The sequence below is a fragment of the Lacinutrix chionoecetis genome (genome assembly GCF_053604665.1).
In genome coordinates this window covers 1-17,535 of the sequence record NZ_JBSHNQ010000081.1, presented here as the reverse complement: position 1 = coordinate 17,535, position 17,535 = coordinate 1, and the positions used below count along the sequence as shown (strand labels likewise).

Genomic DNA, 17,535 nt, shown 5'->3' with positions numbered 1-17,535 from the left:
TTAATTTAATCATTTTTATTAAAATACCCTTTATTGGAAACAGCGGTTTCACTAACAGAGATAGTGCCATTTTTAAACCAAACTTCAGCGTAATTTCCATCTGCGTATTGTTTCTTAATGTCACCACCATGAGTTTCTGCTCCAGAACACCAGTTTTTATTTACGTCTGGAGATTTGCCATTGGTTTGGTTGTAAGAACCTAGCTTAAAAAAAAGACCTTCGTCTGCATATGCATTTTTACGCTCGACTCCGTCTTGACCAATAGGTACAAACAATTTTTTAGTTTGCTCAGGTATATCTGCGGTTGTTATATATTCAGATTGTACCAAGTTTTTAGTAAATGATTTCGTTTCATGACCATCACTCGTAAATTTTAAATACATCATACCATCCTTAACTTCAATTTCATAACTAAACTCTTCGCCTATAGCAATACCGTCTTTAGGTTCTTCTGGGTAAGTGTTTTCATCTGTACCAACCACTGAAAAGTCGTTGCCCCAAACCGCTGTAGAGTAATCCCATCGTCCAGAATTATCATCACCAGCAGTATTTATTTCATAATGCCAAAAAACAGAGCCTTTAGCATGGCCTGGAAATTTCTTATAGAATATTTTTAGCGGCTCATTTTCATGACCATCTGCACTGTGAATTTGCCCTACAACCACAGCATACGAAGCTGCTACGCGTGCATCTCCAGTAGTAGAAACGTTCATAACTTTAAGTGTGGCAGTTAATTTGTCGTTAGCCGTTTCAGGATACCATTTTTTGGTTTGTGCCAATTCTGTTCTTGTATTATTCGATGTGCCGTGCGTATCACCTGCATTAGGTGCTTTGTAAACCACCCAATTATCTTGACTATCATTGGCAGTGTAAAAGAAATCCTTATGTTCAAAATTTTTTGCTATTCCGGCGTTGGAACCATCTCCTAAAATTAAATTCCAATGTTCAAAAAAAGGCGTGATGTCACTTGCATAGATGGTTTCTGTAGTTTCTGCCTTATTAGGTTGTTTTGTTGCATCTTTGCACGCAATTAGAGTCATACAAAGAATTATAATTGTCATAATTTTTTTAAAGGTCTCTTTATACATGTTATGTTGGTTTAAATTTTAATTGAATAGATCTCTTACGAAGTTAGCGCAAAAATGTGGTAATGTCAAGAACCTCTGCTTTCTTGAATTTAAAGAAATTGAAATCGATCGAGATTAAGAATCTTTATTCTAATTAGATTTTAAATTCGTGCAATATAAAATTGTAAAATGAAGTGTATTAAAAATTCTACTTAGTCGAATCTCTTTTCTTATTTTTGCTGTAATGCAAAACATGCTTCAAAACTATATTCCAAATTTGTCTTTGCCTAAAGTACTTCAGCTTTTAGAGCACGATAATCTTACGGTCTTAATAAAAAAAGAGCGTAAAACCAGACACGGTGATTATAGGAAATTACCTAACGGAAAACACCAAATAACCATTAATAACAGCCTCAATAAATACCAGTTTCTAATTACATTAATTCACGAAATTGCGCATTTCGAAGCTTACAACTCTTATGGTAAAGCTATCAAGCCACATGGTTTAGAGTGGAAACGTACCTTCCAGCATTTAATGCTGCCGTTTTTAAACCCAGAGGTGTTTCCAATGGAGTTACTGCCATTATTGGCAAAACATTTTAAGAATCCAAAAGCGAGTAGCGATACAGATGTTAATTTAGCACGAGCTTTAAAGCAGTTTGATGAAAATGCTAACAAAACCTATATTTTTGAAGTGCCTTTAGGAACAGCTTTTAAATTCAGAAACAAAAAAGTATTTAAAAAAGGAAAAAAACGAGTAAAACGTTATGAGTGTGTTGAGATTGCCACAGGTAAAGTATATTTGTTTAATCCTAATGCTGAAATAGTAATACTCGATTAATGAAAGAAATGAAAAATAAAAACTATTATGCCATACTGATGGCAGGTGGAGTTGGATCTAGGTTCTGGCCCGTAAGTACGCAAGACTTCCCTAAGCAATTTCACGATATGTTAGGAACAGGAGATACGTTGATACAGAAAACATTTAACCGTTTGGCTAATGTTATACCGAAAGAAAATATTTTCATATTAACCAACGAGAGCTACAGCGATTTGGTTTTCGAGCAATTGCCAGAGGTAACTAAACGTCAAGTCGTTTTAGAACCAGAAATGCGAAATACCGCACCTTGTATTTTATATGCTGCTTTAAAAATAGAAAAAGAAAATCCCAATGCTGTGATGATTGTTGCTCCCAGCGATCACTGGATAGAAGATGAAACCGCTTTTACAGAGAATGTAAAACAAGCCTTTAATTTTTGCGAAACTAATGATGCTTTAATGACTTTAGGTATACAGCCAACTTTTCCAAATACAGGTTATGGGTATATTGAATACGATAAATCAACAACAAATTCTATAAAAGCGGTTAAGCAATTTCGTGAAAAACCAGATTATGACACTGCCAAAATCTTTATTGCTCAAGGTAATTTTTTATGGAATGCAGGTATCTTTATGTGGAGTGTAAAAAGTGTAATTGCAGCATTTAAGAACAATCAGCCAGAGTTATTTAAATTATTTGTAAACGGAATAGACGCTTACAACACCACTGAAGAGGATAATTTTATTAAGGAAAATTATGGCAAAGCCGAAAATATTTCGGTGGATTATGCCCTTATGGAAAAATCTAAAAATGTTTTTGTGCTTCCAGCCACTTTTGATTGGAACGACCTTGGTACATGGGGAAGCCTATACGATAAATTAGATAAAGACAGCAATAACAACGCGGTTGTAAATGCGCGAACACTTACCGAAGACGCCTCTGGTAATATGATACGAACCAAAAAAGACAAAGTTGTCGTGGTAGATGGTTTACAGGATTATATTATTGTGGATAAAGATGAAGTTTTACTTATCTTTCCAAAAACAAAAGAACAAGACATTAAACAAGTACTCCAAAAAGTAAAAAATCGGTTTGGAGATGATTTAGGATAGATTATGAGTGACGAAAATAAATTTAATTTCACTGAAGAATCTGCAAAAGAGGAAGCTGCAAAGAAGGACGAAGCTGTACAACAGTCTAAGGAAACGGTAAAAAAAGAGGCAATCAATTTTTTTGATAGTGTCAAGCAGTTTTTTCACGATTTGTTAGATTTTAGGCACGATACAGATCGTGATGCTACTATTGAAGCCATTAAAGCCGATATTCCGTTTAAAGGAGCAACAGCATGGATTTTAATCTGCTCGATTTTTGTGGCGTCGGTAGGTTTAAATGCCAATTCTCCAGCAGTTGTTATTGGAGCCATGTTAATTTCTCCATTAATGGGGCCAATTTTAGGCATAGGTTTAGCTATTGCTATAAACGATATAGATACATTAAAGCGCTCGTTAATAAACTTGGCAACAATGATTATTTTAAGTTTATTAGCGGCATTTTTGTTTTTCTATTTCTTTCCGTTAAGCGAAGATACTTCTGAACTTTTAGGGCGTGTAAGTCCGGATATTCGAGATGTATTAATTGCTTTTTTTGGTGGTCTTGCACTGATAATAGCCCGTACAAAAAAGGGAACAATAGCTTCAGTTATTTTTGGTGTCGCCATTGCAACAGCCTTAATGCCGCCTTTATGTACTGCAGGCTATGGTTTAGCAAAAGGAAATTGGGTGTATTTTAGAGGTGCAATGTATTTATTTACCATAAATACTATTTTTATAGCCTTAGCAACATTTTTAGTTTTAAAAATATTACGTTTTCCTATGCTTAAATATGCCAATTCGGCAAAGCGTAAACGTATTGCAAGATTTGCGTCTTTAATTGCTATAGTAGTTATGATTCCGGCATTTTACACCTTCGTAGATGTTTTACAGCAAAGTAAATACGAAATGGATTACGATAATTTTATTAAAAACGAAATTATTGCTAACGATAACCTATGGCTTCAACGTGAAGAGTTTGATGTGGAAACTAAAAAAATAAGTTTGTTTTTTAATGGAGAAATAGCAGATGCTACAATTTCCGATCTTCAAAATGAATTAAAAAGAGGAACCAATTACGGAAACATAAAGGATTTTGAATTAATTATTAATGCTAATAAATCGCGAAGTATAGATAAAATTTCAGAATCTTTAGATCGTGCTTATCAGGATTTAGATAGACGTGATAATATTATTACAGGCCTTCAGTTAGAAATAGAAGATCTTCAGAATAACATTAATACTCTTAATTTAGAATTAGAAAAAAAGAAAAACATAAAAGGTGCGGTGTCTTTTGTAACTCTGGCTAAAGATGCAAAGATTATGTTTAAAGATTTAGAGTTTTTTAGCTATGCTGAAATGTTGGAATCGAAAGATTTTATAAGAATAGATACCATGCCAGTAGCACGTGTAAAGTGGAGTAAGAGCTTAAGTAACGATGAAGTTATAGAAAAAGAACAAGAATTAAGCACTTGGTTAAAAACCGAAACAAAAGTAGATAGCGTTTATATAGAGAGAAATTAACCGTTCTCTTTTAACATAGTATCGCGTACTTTTTTGAATAAGTTAGAAGAGTAAACAAAGTCTGTTACTACTTCGTTATCTGTTCTAAAAATAGTCTCTTTACTACCTTCCCACGCTTTTAAACCATCTTTTAGAAAAACAATTTTTTCGCCTATTTCCATTACCGAGTTCATATCGTGAGAGTTAATTACTGTAGTAATATTGTACTCTTCGGTAATTTCTTGAATTAAATTATCGATTACTATGGCTGTTTTAGGGTCTAAACCAGAGTTAGGTTCATCGCAAAATAGATATTTAGGATTGTTAACAATGGCTCGAGCAATTGCTACACGTTTTTGCATACCTCCAGACGCTTCACTCGGCATTTTTTTATGTGCATCAGCCAGATTTACCCGTTTTAATACAAGGTCTGCACGATCTCGCATTTCGTCTCTTTTTAGCTTGGTAAACATACGTAACGGAAACATTACGTTTTCCTCAATAGTTAGAGAATCGAATAAGGCACTGCCTTGAAAAACCATGCCTATTTTAGCGCGCATATCTCGCTTTTTATCTTCACTTAAATTAGCAAAAATTTCACCGTCATATTCTATGCTGCCTTCTTCATAATTAAACAAACCTAATAAACATTTTAAAAAAACAGTTTTACCAGAACCACTTTGTCCAATTATTAAGTTGGTTTTTCCTTTATCAAAAGTGGTGCTAATGCCCTTTAATATATGTGCATCTCCAAAAGACTTATGTAAATTTTTAACTTCTATCATTAGCTTAATAATAATTGGGTTGCTAAATAGTTTATAAGAATAATAATAACACTAGTCCATACAAACGAGGTTGTACTTGCCTCACCAACTTCCAGTGCGCCACCTTTCATGTAGTAGCCATGAAACGACGGAACTGTTGCTAAAACGAATGCGAATAGAAAGGTTTTAATAAAGGCATAAGTCATGTGGAAAGGATTAAAATCCTGTTGCATTCCCGTGATAAAATCGTCTACAGAAGAATAACCACCATAAATACATGCTATTAAACCACCAATAATACCTAAAAACATTGCAATAGAAATTACAAAAGGATAAAATGCCATAGCAACTAATTTAGGAAATACTAAATAGTTAATCGAGTTTATTCCCATTACCTCTAAGGCATCAATTTGTTCCGTTACACGCATGGTACCAATGCTTGAGGTTATAAATGAACCTACTTTACCTGCCATAATTATAGACATAAAGGTTGGTGCGAATTCCAGTATTATAGACTGTCTTGTGGCATAACCAACTAAAGTTTTAGGAATTAATGGGTTGTCAATATTTAAAGCAGTTTGAATCGTTACAACACCACCAACAAAGAAACCAATAAAGCAGACAATACCTAAAGATCCAATTATTAGGTCGTCTATGTCTTTTAAGATAAGATGCCGCATTACAGACCATTTCGTAGGCTTACGAAACATCTCTATAATCATTAAAAAGTAAGTGCCAATATTATGTAGATACTGCATACAATTATTTAAATAGCTAAAGTATAAAATCTCCAACGTATTTAACGATAATTTTAAATTAAGATGTTTAAAAAAGATTATTTTTGAAAAGAAAATATAAATAAGAAAAAATGAGATTGCTATCAAGTATATTTTTAATGTTATTCCTTTTCAATTGTAAAGCGCAGCATGATGAGTCTTCGTCAGTTTTAAATACTAAAGAGGTGGCTTTAAGCGCTAACCCAAAGTTGGTTGTTGGTATAGTTGTAGACCAAATGCGTTACGATTATCTCACACGTTTTTACAATAAGTATGGTGATGATGGTTTTAAAAGACTAATAAATGATGGGTTTAATTGTAAAAATAATCATTACAATTATGTGCCAACCTATACTGGTCCGGGCCATGCCTCAATTTTTACAGGAACAACACCAAAAACACATGGCATTATAGCAAATTACTGGTACGATAAATTTAGTAAAGAACAAGTATATTGTGCTGGTGATACAAGCACTTTGGCCGTTGGAAGTAATGCAGAGGCCGAACGGATGTCGCCACATAGAATGAAAACCACCACTTTTGGAGATGAAAATAGATTGTTTACCCAAATGAAAGGAAAAACAATTGGTATTTCTGTAAAAGATCGTGGCGCAATTTTACCAGCAGGACACAGTGCAAATGCGGCATATTGGTTTAGAGGACGAGATGAAGGCAATTTTATCACTACAAATTATTATATGAATAGTCTGCCAGATTGGGTAAACGCATTCAATAATTCTAATACGGCAGAAAGCTATTTAAAAGAGTGGAATACACTTTACGATATTGCTACCTATACTGAAAGTGGCACCGATTTAAACACTTTTGAAACTGGTTTTAAAGGTAAAGAAACAGCAACTTTCCCTTACGATTTAGCAAAACTTAAAGATGAAAATTTTGGTTTCGATATTTTAAAAGCAACACCTTATGGAAATAGTATAGTTGCCGATTTTGCTATTGCAGCCATAGATGCTGAAGCATTAGGAAAAGATAATATTACAGATGTTTTAACGGTTAGTTTTTCGAGTACAGATTATGTTGGACATAATTTTGGAGTAAACTCTAAAGAAATTGAAGATACCTACATAAGATTAGATAAAGATTTAGAACGATTATTCAACGCTCTGGATGCTAAAGTTGGCATTGGGGAATACACCGTATTTTTAACATCAGATCATGGAGCAGTAGAAGTACCAGCATATTTGCAAAGTGCAAAAATACCAGCTGGTTATTTTAATATCGACGATTTTAGAAAACGCTTAGATACATTCTTATTAAAAGAATTTACTGCATCTAATATTATTGAAAATATTAGTAACGATCAGCTTTTTTTAAACCGGGAACGTTTACATGAATTAAATCTTAATATTGTTGATGTTGAAAATGCAATTGTTAATGAGATTATCAATTACGAGCATATTGATAAAGCCTACGCAGCTAATACCATTCAATCATCCTATTTTAATACTGGAATTGAGGCCTTGTTACAAAAAGGTTACAGCCAAAAGCATTCTGGAGAAGTATTGATTGTCAAAGATCCTGCTGTTATTTCATATAGTAAAACAGGTTCCACACATGGTTCTGGTTCAAATTTCGATACGCACGTACCCTTGTTATTCTATGGTAAGGGTATTAAAAAAGGAAGCACCCTTACTAAAACCAAAATAACAGATATTGCACCAACAATTTCTGCGTTGTTGGGCATTAGTTTTCCAAATGGTGCAACTGGTGATGTGTTAGATTTTGTAATTGAATAATTTAACTAAAAAGATTTTAATTTACTAACGAATTACTTTCTATACAAGAAGTAATTTTTAACCAGCTCTATATACGTTTCTTTGGCTTCATCTTCTGTGATACCTTGAATTTGGAACAGCGCATTCGTTTTAAAGGCATTTATTATAGGAGTGCGGCTACTTGGTCTCTCGTAGTTATTGGTTGCTTTTTTGTAATACGCATAAAGGCGTAATAAAAAATCAGCAGGAAAAGGTTCTGTATGAGCGTTAATACGTTCTACAGCTTCATTAAATGCAATATCTATTTCTTCAGAAGTCATTTTACATTTCGGCAATAATACTTTCACCACCTCTTACTTTATCGTTTAAGTTTACTTTAATATTACTATCTAAAGGTAAATATAAATCTACTCTCGACCCAAATTTAATAAATCCAGAGTCGCTACCTTGGGAAACATCTTCACCTTCTTTAGCATAGTTAACAATACGTTTAGCTAATGCACCAGCTATTTGTCTATACAACACTTTGCCGTAACTCTTACTATCGACAACCACTGTTGTGCGTTCATTCTCCTCACTTGCTTTAGGATGCCAAGCTACTAAGTATTTCCCAGGATGATATTTACTGTAAACAATTTTTCCTGCAATAGGGTAGCGTGTAACATGCACATTTAATGGAGACATAAAGACACTAACCTGTAAGCGTTTTTCTTTAAAAAACTCAGGTTCAAAAACTTCTTCAATTACCACTACTTTTCCATCTACAGGGGAAACCACAGCATGCTCATTACTAAATAAATTACGTTTAGGATTTCTAAAAAACTGAAGAATTAAATATAAAACAATAGCAAAAATTGCAAATAATAAATACCTAAGCCATGTAAAATCTACAAACCGATCCACTACAATAAAAGATGCAATGATAACGATAAACGTTATAACAATAATTTTATGACCTTCTTTATGAAACATAGTGTAAAATTCTTAAAAATAAATATATAAATGGAGCTGCAAAGATAATACTATCCAAACGGTCTAACAAACCGCCATGACCTGGCATAATCACGCCACTATCCTTAACATTAGCCTGACGCTTAAATTTAGATTCAATTAAATCGCCAATGGTACCAATTACACTAATAATAACGGCTAAAATTAGCCAATTATTAAAAGTTAAAGTTTCTGTATAAGTAGCAATAAAGTAACTTGCAATACATGAAAATAATAAGCCACCAAGAAAACCTTCCACTGTTTTCTTTGGCGAAATACTTGAAAATAATTTTTGTTTACCAAAGTTCTTACCAACCAGATAAGCAAACGAATCGTTAACCCAAACCATAATAAATGAGCCTAATAATACTTTAGGAGCAAATTCTCCGTCATGACTTGCAATAAGAATTAGAAAAACAAAGGAACTTGATATATAAAAGGTAGTTAGTATATAGCGTTTCGTACTAAAAAGAGGAATAACTTTCTCTGAGAATAAATCTTTTATTAAGAGCAATTGTACGAAAATAGTGATGACTTGTAGGATTTGAGTGGCCTCGTCTAACCCAACTGAAGATTTCATCACTAACTGCCAATAACCAAAAATAAAATAGAGAATAGTAAATACAATATATGGGGCAAAACTTTTTAAGTTAATGAGCTTTTTAAATTCTGCAATACAAACCATTCCAAAAAGATAAAAAAGAATAATTAATGCATGTTGATTTAATAACGATGCTACAAGCAGTGTTACGTAAAGTAAACCAGAAAGCGCTCTAGTAGTTGTTTCTTTCATTAATTATAAATCTTCTAAGAGCAGCAAATATAAGTTTTTTGAAGCACTACCATAGGTTAAAAAGTCTTTTTCATCAAGGTCTTTAAAGTGTTTTATGGTGGTTATGTTCGTTGGGATTTTTTGGGCATTTTTATGTTTAATCTGGCGTAATCCTTCACCGATATTTTTAACTATTTGACTGGTGGTTGCAAATACTATAAAATTATTAGGAAACTCATTTAGCTTTTTCTCTGCTATTTGATGCGATGAAATAAGTAAAGAACCATCATCTGCTATTAAATTTTCGCAGGTAGTAAAAAAATAAGTGGACTCTTTTAAATTGCTTTGTTTTAAATCTAAAGTTTTAAATTTATCTTTCAAATTTTTATCGTAAAAATATCCCGATTCGTCTTTCCAATTATTTTCTTCTAAAATATTATTGATGTTTTCAAAAACTTCATCTAAATTTTCACAATACAAAAACTTACCACCATTGGCTTTAAAGTTTATAGTAAAACTTTCGTCTATTGGTAGTTTTATTTGAGGCATGTATTTACCTCTGTCATCGTTGCTAATTTCCTTTTTCTCTTTGTCGGATTTAGAACGAAAAATGTTTCTAAAGATGCTCATTCATGTGTAGCTATTAACCGAAATCTATAAGGCATTTCTCAAATATAAAAAATCTCGAACTAACTATAGCGTTAATTCGAGATTTTTAGATTTTTTTAGTAATTGCAATTACCTATTCTTCTTCATCAGCATCTTTATGATTATCAAAAGGGCGCTTTCCTAAGATCTCTTCAAGATCATCTTTAAAAATCACTTCACGTTCAATAAGTCTGTTTGCTAAAATATCTAACACATCGCGTTTAGATTCTAAAATTTCCTTGGCACGTTCAAACTGTGTTTCGATAATGTTTTTAATTTCATTATCAATCATTTCAGCAGTTTTTTCACTGTAAGGTTTTACAAAGCCATTCTCACCTGCGGGATCGTAATAAGTGATGTTTCCAACTCGTTCATTTAAACCATAAATCATAACCATAGCCTTGGCCTTTTTAGTTACGTTTTCTAAGTCGCTTAAGGCTCCAGTAGAAATTTCGTTAAAAATTATCTTCTCGGCAGCACGTCCACCCATAGTTACACAAATTTCGTCTAAAAATTTGTTGGTACGTGTAATGTAAGCTTCTTGAGGTAAATACCAGGCTGCTCCCAGCGATCGTCCACGAGGTACAATAGTTACTTTTACCAAAGGATCTGCATGTTCCAGGAACCAACTCACTGTTGCGTGTCCTGCTTCATGATAGGCAATGGTTTTCTTTTCTTCGACAGAGAAAAGGTTACTTCTTTTTTCTAAACCGCCAATAATACGATCTACAGCATCTAAGAAATCCTGTTTCTCAACGGCTTTCTTCCCTTTTCTTGCGGCTATTAATGCGGCTTCATTACACATGTTTGCAATATCTGCTCCAGAGAATCCTGGAGTTTGTTTTGCCAAAAACTCAATATCTAAGTTATCTGCTTTTTTTAGAGGTCTTAAATGGACTTCGAAAATAGCACGACGCTCTGTTAAATTAGGCAGGTCTACAAAAATTTGTCTATCAAAACGACCAGCACGCATTAGGGCTTTATCTAATATGTCTGCTCTGTTAGTTGCTGCTATAACAATAACGTTGGTATTAGTGCCAAAACCATCCATTTCGGTTAGAAGCTGGTTAAGCGTATTCTCACGTTCATCGTTACTACCAGACATAGCATTTTTACCTCTTGCTCTACCAATGGCATCAATTTCGTCAATAAAAATAATTGCAGGAGATTTCTCTTTGGCTTGTTTAAATAAATCTCTAACACGTGATGCTCCAACACCAACAAACATTTCTACAAAATCTGATCCAGATAAGGAGAAAAAAGGCACCTTAGCTTCGCCAGCAACAGCTTTTGCGAGTAATGTTTTACCTGTACCTGGAGGACCAACTAATAATGCTCCTTTTGGAATTTTACCTCCTAAAGAGGTGTATTTTTCTGGGTTTTTAAGAAAATCTACAATTTCTTGCACCTCTTCTTTTGCGCCTTCTAAACCTGCAACATCTTTAAATGATGTTTTTACCTTTGTATTCTCGTCGAATAGTTTGGCTTTAGATTTTCCTATGTTAAAAATCTGTCCTCCAGCACCTCCACCAGCACCACCAGACATACGACGCATAATAAATATCCAAACACCAATTAATAACACAAATGGTAACAGACTAAGTAATAAATCTCCAAAGAAACTTTCTTCACGATCATTATCATATGTAGTACTTAAATTATTATCGGCAATAATTTGGGTATATCTATCTTCAAAATTACTTAAGTCTCCATACTGGAAAATATAATTTGGCATTTTGCCAGTACCAAAGTTTAAGCCTGTGTTTTTAGATTTTTTGTGCTTGTCTAATTCTTTGGCTTCATCGGTAAGGTATACTTTAACATATCCCGTATTTTTTATAACATCGAACCTGTTTACTTCTCCATCTTCAAGAATTTGAAAAAATTCAATAGGTGTTATTTTTTTATCGTCGTTGCCGCCACTGCTGCCAAAAACTTGAAAAGCGATTAACGCAATTAAAAGCGCGCCAGAAATCCAGTAGGGATTAAATTTTGGTTTCTTTGGAGCTTCGGGTTTTTTATTTTCTGCCATGTAATTTTTTTAAAATTTAGATTCAATAATTGTTGTTTTAGCATCTCCCCAAAGACTTTCGATATCGTAATATTCGCGAATATGCTTTTGGAACACATGCACAACAACGTTTACATAATCCATTAAAACCCATTCTGCATTATCTTCTCCTTCAATATGCCAAGGCTTATCTTTTAGTTCTTTACTTACTTTTTTCTGTACTGCTCCAACAATAGCATTAACTTGAGTGCTTGATTTTCCTTCGCAGATAATAAAATAATCGCAAACTGTGTTTTCAATGTCTCTTAAGTCCAGAATATTTATTTCTTCTCCTTTTACATCTTCTATACCACTAATAATTGTAGCTATTAGATCATCTGGATTTGCTTGTTTTTTAACCATTAATGAGATTTAATTTGTGCAAAGTTATTATTTTTTGGTTCTTTATACTCATAAAATTTCTATAAAGATATTTTTTAAAATTTAAGCACGAAGATAACCAATTTATATGCGTATAATCAAACTTGATGCCATCGATTCTACAAATACTTTTCTTAAAGAAATTAGTAGTGCAGATACGCTTGAGGATTATACTGTTGTTGTTACTAAAGAACAAACACAAGGGCGAGGACAAATGGGTAAACTTTGGCAATCTAATGCTGGCGAAAACCTCACTTTTAGTGTGTTTAAGCGATTAAATGGGCTCACGTTTTCTAATCAGTTTTATCTAAGTATAGTTACAGCCTTGGCGCTACATAAGACTCTTACGTCTTTTAATTTACCTCAATTAAAGGTAAAGTGGCCTAACGACATTTTGTCAGCAGACAAGAAGCTTGGCGGTATTTTAATTGAAAACGTCACGAAACGTAATAAACTAAATTCTTCAATTATTGGAGTAGGGCTAAATGTAAACCAAACAGAATTCGGTTTACTAAACAGTGCCAGCTCCTTAAAGCTTATCTGCGGAAAAACCTTTGATTTAGACAGTATTCTCCAACCCTTTTTAAAACATCTAAAATTTTATTTTAGTCGTATGGAAGTTGGTGCATTTGAAGCTTTAAAAGCCGATTATGAATCTAAACTCTTTAGAAAAAACAAACCTTCAACATTTAAAAATGCTGAAGGTCTTTTGTTTTCTGGTTTTATTAGAGGAATTACTACAAATGGTAATTTGTTAGTCTTATTAGAAGATAACATTCTTGAAGAATTCTCTTTAAACGAAATTACTTTACTTTATTAAACCGCAGTTTTCATGTTTGTAGTAAGCGTGTCTATAAATTTGCTTATAGGACCTTTTATCATCATTGCCATCATTGCATTAAATTCGCCATCAAATTGGAGTTGTACTTCGGTGTTTTTACTATCTAATTCCACAATATTTGCAATTAAAGCAAAGTCGATTTTGCCTCCTGCTGCTCCCAAAACTACTTTACTGTTTGGTATGGTTTCTTTCTTTTTTAATATAATTTCCGGCATGCCTTTTAAAGCAAATAGAAATTTATCGTTGTCAAGAATTTCAAATTTGCTAATGTTTTCAGGCATTAATTTTTCAAAATTTTTAACATCACTTAAAAAACTGAAAGTTTCTTCAGCTGATTTATTAAGTACTACTTTTTGTGATTCTAAATTCATCTATAGAATTGTATTATTTATTAAATAGGTTAATGTTGGCGCATAACGTACCGACAAGGTGTTTGGTATCAAGAAGCGTTCCAATGGCTCGGATTTTTGTTCCAGGCAGATAAAGTCTCTAATTGATCTTGAGTAATGTAGTTTGTTTCGGCAGCTTCAGTAAGTAGATTTTCGTAATTACTTAATGTTTGCAAATGTATATTCTGGTTCTCAAAATTATCTTTTGCAATATCAAATCCATAGGTAAAAATGGCAACCATACCCTTTACATTTACGTTAGCTTCTTTTAATGCTTTAACAGCATTTAAACTGCTTTTTCCCGTACTTATAAGATCTTCCACCACAACTACATTTTGACCGCTTTCTATAAAGCCTTCAATTTGGTTTTGGCGACCATGTCCTTTAGCTTCGGGTCTTACATAAATAAAAGGTAACCCCATATATTCTGCCACAAGCATGCCTATACCAATGGCTCCAGTGGCAACACCAGCAATGGCGTCTATTTTTCCATAATGTTGCTCTATATGCTTAGCCATTTCCTCTCTTATATAATTACGAATTGGAGGAAAGGAGAGTATAATACGATTGTCGCAATATATTGGAGATTTCCATCCAGAAGCCCATGTAAAAGGTTCTTTAGGACTTAATTTAATAGCATTAATTTGAAGTAATACTTTGGCGGTTTGTCTGGCTATGTGTTTGTCGAAAATCATAGTTGCAAAAATAAACAATAATTTAATTTAGAGGCTTTGTTATTAATCTAAAATTATTTTTTGTGATTAAATCTAAAATAAAAAATGATATTTTTACCACAGCTAACTATTTTACCATACCTATTTTAATATGCATTACATTTTTGTAAACGATAAACCCATAATTTTAACTACCAAGGTTGAAAAGGAAACCGACTTTAAAAATTTTCTTTTAAAAGATGTAGATGTAGAACAGGTTATTGGTGTATTGAAGAAAAAAAAATACAATTCAGTTAGGCTCATACATCACAACGAAAAAACAATGCTTAAAAAGTTTCTAAAAAAACTCCCCAATGTTATAGCCGGTGGAGGAAAGGTGTATAATAATGTTGAAGAGATATTGTTTATCTACCGTAATAATAAATGGGATTTACCAAAAGGTAAAGCAGAAAAAAAGGAGTCTATTGAAGAGACAGCTCTTAGAGAGGTAGAAGAGGAGACAGGGGTTTTTGGATTAAAGATCGTAGAGCCTTTGGAAACTACATACCACCTGTTTAAAAGAAACGAAAAGTTAAAAATTAAAGTTACATATTGGTTTAAAATGACCACTAATTTTAGTGGTAAATTACATCCTCAAGAAGCTGAAGGTATAACCAAAGTTGCTTGGTTAAACCAAAAGGAATCTGAGGAAGCATTAACCAATTCTTACGCAAACATTAGCCGATTAATTTAAGTGTGTTATTAGTATAAAAAAGCGTCTAATTAATTTAAAGAATTTTCTTACCACTAGTGCGAATTTTGTTTTTTTTACCATTTAAAGGATATTCATGTCATACGGCTAAAATATTATAGTCTAGTCAAATGTTTTTTTTAATTTTCGGTGTTATTACTAATTAAAAACTAATTAATCATGAAAAAAGAACTACCTATTCAAACCCCTCAAGCCTTAAGGTTGAGAAACTTATTAATACTCTTTGCATTATGCTTTTCGTTGCAGGGTTTTGCTATTGAAACAGAATCTTCAGAAGATACTTATTGTGGACATATTACTGGCTTTGAATTTTCTAATGGAAATTCATCAACACCAATTACCAACAATGGTACATACACAATTGGTGATTTACCTAATAATTTCTTTGTAAATGTACTTGTTAGTGGTTACACTCAAAGCGCAAGTATAAGGGTTAAAAATGTTAATACAGGTCAATATGTTACTATTACAGAAAATTATTTGCCTTATACATTTCCAGGAGGTAATGGTGCTTGGAATTATGGTCCAGGAACCTATCAAGTTAAGTCTAAAGTATATAAATATAATAGTTGTGCAAGTTATTCTTGTGATACAGAATATATAACTTTTACATTAACAAATACTCCTCCATGTGGTCAAATAGACGGACTTGCATTTTCTAACGGAACCAACACTGTTAATATTACTAATGGTGGTAGTTATGACCTTGCCACTTTACCATATAATTTCTATGTAGATGTTTTAGTCTCTGGAATGACAGAAAGTGCATATAATAAAGTAAAAAACTTAAACACAGGGCAAGTATATACTAATGGTGAAAATGTATTACCATATACTTACCCAAGCGGAAACGCAGCGTGGAACTTAGGAACAGGAACTTTCCAGTTTTATTCTGAAATCTTTAAATACGATAATTGTGCAGGTACAAAATGTGATCACATTTGTTACACCTTTACAATTTACGAACAAAACTGTGGCGATATCGCAGAATTGCAATTTTCTAACGGATCAGATACTCCAACAACTATTGTAGATGGTGGGTCTTATGATATTAACTCACTTCCATCTAACTTTTATATAGATGCAATTGTTAATGGACAATCTGAAAGTGTAAGATTTGAAGTTGAAAATTTAGATACTAACGAAGAATATTCTATTATAGAAAACTATATACCATATACTTTCCCTGCAGGAAACGGAGCATGGTATTTAGGCACAGGCACTTTTGAAGTTAAAACTTCTTTATATACTGGTAACTATTGTAATAATACGTTATGCGATCAAGAAACAATTACGTTTACGTTAACAGACACTGTAGATCCTTGTTTGGCTGCCTCAGGCTCTATAACTTTAGATCAGCAGATATTAATTTATAACGGTGTTGATCCTGTTGTTGTTAACATAACTTTAAATGGTGATTCAACAATTCCAACAGGATACGAAATTGCTTACTTAATATCTGAAGCCAATGTAACTGGTGAATTAGAAATTTTAGAATGGACTACTACAGGATCTTCTTTCGATTTTACTTCGTTAGGGATATTTAGAGTGCATGTGTTAGTGTTTGATGATGAAACTTTAGATTTAAATTCTATTCAATTAGGACAAACAACTGCTACAGATGTAGAAAACACTATTGCAGCAAATAATATATGTGCTTCTTTAGAGGAAGTTGGTGTTGCTGTGGAAGTAATTCCGGGAGGACCAGACCAAAAATCTTCACAGCCTATTAAAACGCAGGTGACAAGTTCTAATGATGAGCCAGAAGTTGACAATGTTATAGAAGTTGCGGCTGTAGATACATACAAGGCAATACCAAGCACAGATAATAATGTTGATATTAAATTATATCCTAATCCAGCTGTAAATAACTTAAACGTTGAATTACTGTTATTAGATGCAGAGGTTATGAATTATAATATGATTGACCTTAACGGAAGACATGTATTAAAAGGTAGTTTTGATAATTCTACATTAGGTAAAACTAAAGTAGATGTTTCTAATCTTTCTAACGGATTATACATACTAACGTTTAAATCTAACTTTAGAACATTTAGTAAGAAAATTCAAGTTAATAATTAATTTGAAATTCTTTTTAACACAAAAAAAACCGTTGCATTTGCAACGGTTTTTTTTATTTACACATTGTCCCGTCCTGAAATAGCGATACACTAAAACATTAGTGTAATGAAACCATCAGAAAACACTGGGTATGTAAAGCGTACCCAAAAAGATTATTCAATTTCTTTTAAGCTTCAAGTTGTTGGAGAAATAGAATCAGGTCA

General features: G+C 32.9%; 18 protein-coding genes. 7 read left to right on the top strand and 11 right to left on the bottom strand.

What is annotated here, in order from left to right; all coding sequences use genetic code 11:
- Positions 1-5: 5 nt before the first annotated feature.
- Positions 6-1,061 (bottom strand): polysaccharide lyase family 7 protein, encoded by a 1,056-nt coding sequence (locus ACVC43_RS08565; RefSeq protein ID WP_452224094.1) that lies wholly within the window; start codon positions 1,059-1,061, stop codon positions 6-8.
- A 250-nt stretch (positions 1,062-1,311) separates the two neighbouring features.
- On the opposite strand from ACVC43_RS08565, the gene ACVC43_RS08560 reads away from it, so the two are divergent.
- From ACVC43_RS08560 to ACVC43_RS08550, 3 genes are read left to right on the top strand one after another with little or no spacing between them, the layout of a single operon-like run.
- Complete coding sequence (locus tag ACVC43_RS08560; protein WP_452224093.1) at positions 1,312-1,908, top strand: SprT-like domain-containing protein; 597 nt, start codon at positions 1,312-1,314, stop codon at positions 1,906-1,908.
- A gap of 8 nt (positions 1,909-1,916) precedes the next feature.
- Positions 1,917-2,999, top strand: a complete 1,083-nt coding sequence (locus ACVC43_RS08555; protein WP_452224092.1) for a mannose-1-phosphate guanylyltransferase — start codon at positions 1,917-1,919, stop codon at positions 2,997-2,999.
- Positions 3,000-3,002: 3 nt separating this feature from the next.
- A complete protein-coding gene (locus ACVC43_RS08550; RefSeq protein WP_452224091.1) occupies positions 3,003-4,499 on the top strand; it encodes a DUF389 domain-containing protein in 1,497 nt (498 codons plus the stop codon).
- Here ACVC43_RS08550 and ACVC43_RS08545 read toward each other — a convergent pair.
- Positions 4,496-5,263, bottom strand: a complete 768-nt coding sequence (locus ACVC43_RS08545; RefSeq protein WP_452224090.1) for an ABC transporter ATP-binding protein — start codon at positions 5,261-5,263, stop codon at positions 4,496-4,498. The two genes, ACVC43_RS08550 and ACVC43_RS08545, sit on opposite strands and share 4 nt — an antisense overlap.
- Positions 5,263-6,000: an MlaE family ABC transporter permease gene (locus ACVC43_RS08540; RefSeq protein WP_452224089.1), complete on the bottom strand. Its 738-nt coding sequence runs from the start codon at positions 5,998-6,000 to the stop codon at positions 5,263-5,265. The genes ACVC43_RS08545 and ACVC43_RS08540 overlap by 1 nt, the downstream gene beginning before the upstream one ends.
- A gap of 110 nt (positions 6,001-6,110) precedes the next feature.
- On the opposite strand from ACVC43_RS08540, the gene pafA reads away from it, so the two are divergent.
- Complete coding sequence (gene pafA, locus ACVC43_RS08535) at positions 6,111-7,775, top strand: alkaline phosphatase PafA (RefSeq protein WP_452224088.1); 1,665 nt, start codon at positions 6,111-6,113, stop codon at positions 7,773-7,775.
- Between the two features lie 32 nt (positions 7,776-7,807).
- On the opposite strand, the gene ACVC43_RS08530 is transcribed toward pafA, so the two are convergent.
- The 6 genes from ACVC43_RS08530 to rsfS form a co-directional block, all read right to left on the bottom strand.
- Complete coding sequence (locus tag ACVC43_RS08530) at positions 7,808-8,074, bottom strand: acyl-CoA-binding protein (RefSeq protein WP_452224087.1); 267 nt, start codon at positions 8,072-8,074, stop codon at positions 7,808-7,810.
- Between the two features lies 1 nt (position 8,075).
- The gene (locus tag ACVC43_RS08525) at positions 8,076-8,726 is read right to left on the bottom strand and encodes a phosphatidylserine decarboxylase family protein (protein WP_452224086.1); all 651 of its coding nucleotides are present in this window, start codon (positions 8,724-8,726) and stop codon (positions 8,076-8,078) included.
- The gene (locus ACVC43_RS08520; protein ID WP_452224085.1) at positions 8,716-9,537 is read right to left on the bottom strand and encodes a phosphatidate cytidylyltransferase; all 822 of its coding nucleotides are present in this window, start codon (positions 9,535-9,537) and stop codon (positions 8,716-8,718) included. The genes ACVC43_RS08525 and ACVC43_RS08520 overlap by 11 nt, the downstream gene beginning before the upstream one ends.
- Before the next feature lie 3 nt (positions 9,538-9,540).
- On the bottom strand, positions 9,541-10,146 hold the full coding sequence (locus tag ACVC43_RS08515) for an LUD domain-containing protein (RefSeq protein WP_452224084.1): 606 nt from the start codon (positions 10,144-10,146) through the stop codon (positions 9,541-9,543).
- A gap of 112 nt (positions 10,147-10,258) precedes the next feature.
- A complete protein-coding gene (gene ftsH / locus ACVC43_RS08510; protein ID WP_452224083.1) occupies positions 10,259-12,196 on the bottom strand; it encodes an ATP-dependent zinc metalloprotease FtsH in 1,938 nt (645 codons plus the stop codon).
- A 9-nt stretch (positions 12,197-12,205) separates the two neighbouring features.
- Positions 12,206-12,577, bottom strand: coding sequence for a ribosome silencing factor (rsfS, locus tag ACVC43_RS08505; protein WP_452224082.1), 372 nt, complete (start codon positions 12,575-12,577; stop codon positions 12,206-12,208).
- A 106-nt stretch (positions 12,578-12,683) separates the two neighbouring features.
- On the opposite strand from rsfS, the gene ACVC43_RS08500 reads away from it, so the two are divergent.
- The gene (locus ACVC43_RS08500) at positions 12,684-13,415 is read left to right on the top strand and encodes a biotin--[acetyl-CoA-carboxylase] ligase (protein WP_452224081.1); all 732 of its coding nucleotides are present in this window, start codon (positions 12,684-12,686) and stop codon (positions 13,413-13,415) included.
- Here the strand turns inward: ACVC43_RS08500 and ACVC43_RS08495 are convergent.
- Together ACVC43_RS08495 and pyrE are read right to left on the bottom strand one after the other, a co-directional pair.
- Positions 13,412-13,807, bottom strand: a complete 396-nt coding sequence (locus tag ACVC43_RS08495) for an SRPBCC family protein (protein WP_452224080.1) — start codon at positions 13,805-13,807, stop codon at positions 13,412-13,414. The genes ACVC43_RS08500 and ACVC43_RS08495 overlap by 4 nt on opposite strands.
- Before the next feature lie 68 nt (positions 13,808-13,875).
- The gene (gene pyrE, locus ACVC43_RS08490) at positions 13,876-14,520 is read right to left on the bottom strand and encodes an orotate phosphoribosyltransferase (protein WP_452224079.1); all 645 of its coding nucleotides are present in this window, start codon (positions 14,518-14,520) and stop codon (positions 13,876-13,878) included.
- Positions 14,521-14,650: 130 nt separating this feature from the next.
- Here pyrE and ACVC43_RS08485 point away from each other — a divergent pair, with 130 nt between their 5' ends.
- Positions 14,651-15,232, top strand: a complete 582-nt coding sequence (locus tag ACVC43_RS08485) for an NUDIX hydrolase (protein WP_452224078.1) — start codon at positions 14,651-14,653, stop codon at positions 15,230-15,232.
- Positions 15,233-15,409: 177 nt separating this feature from the next.
- Positions 15,410-17,332 (top strand): T9SS type A sorting domain-containing protein, encoded by a 1,923-nt coding sequence (locus ACVC43_RS08480; protein ID WP_452224077.1) that lies wholly within the window; start codon positions 15,410-15,412, stop codon positions 17,330-17,332.
- Positions 17,333-17,535: the final 203 nt, after the last annotated feature.